The organism is Pseudoalteromonas sp. GW168-MNA-CIBAN-0100 (assembly GCF_040309225.1).
GTDB classification, from domain to species: Bacteria; Pseudomonadota; Gammaproteobacteria; order Enterobacterales; family Alteromonadaceae; genus Pseudoalteromonas; species Pseudoalteromonas arctica.
In genome coordinates this window covers 1-247 of sequence record NZ_JBEOOL010000918.1, presented here as the reverse complement: position 1 = coordinate 247, position 247 = coordinate 1, and the positions used below count along the sequence as shown (strand labels likewise).

1 pseudogene is annotated in these 247 nt (G+C 41.3%); it reads right to left on the bottom strand.

The features are described from left to right. Positions 1-247, bottom strand: a pseudogene (locus AAEY62_RS24005) (hypothetical protein); the annotation flags it as partial.

The window sequence follows — 247 nt, the reverse complement described above, 5'->3', positions numbered from 1 at the left end:
CATGTACGGTTCTCCAAAAATCCAGCTGGTGTGCCTACCGAAACTGCAAATATTTTTGCACCTTTTGCTGGGCGATAAATACCATTTTTAGCTTTACCTTTAACGTCATCTGCAATATCAGAATCTTTCCAGCGGATAATTTCGCCTTGAGCACTGTTACTAGAAGGCATAACACTCGCAACGCCAATTGGCTCCACAAAACCCGCTTCATAACTAAAAACAATCATAGTTTCGTTAGGTAATACCC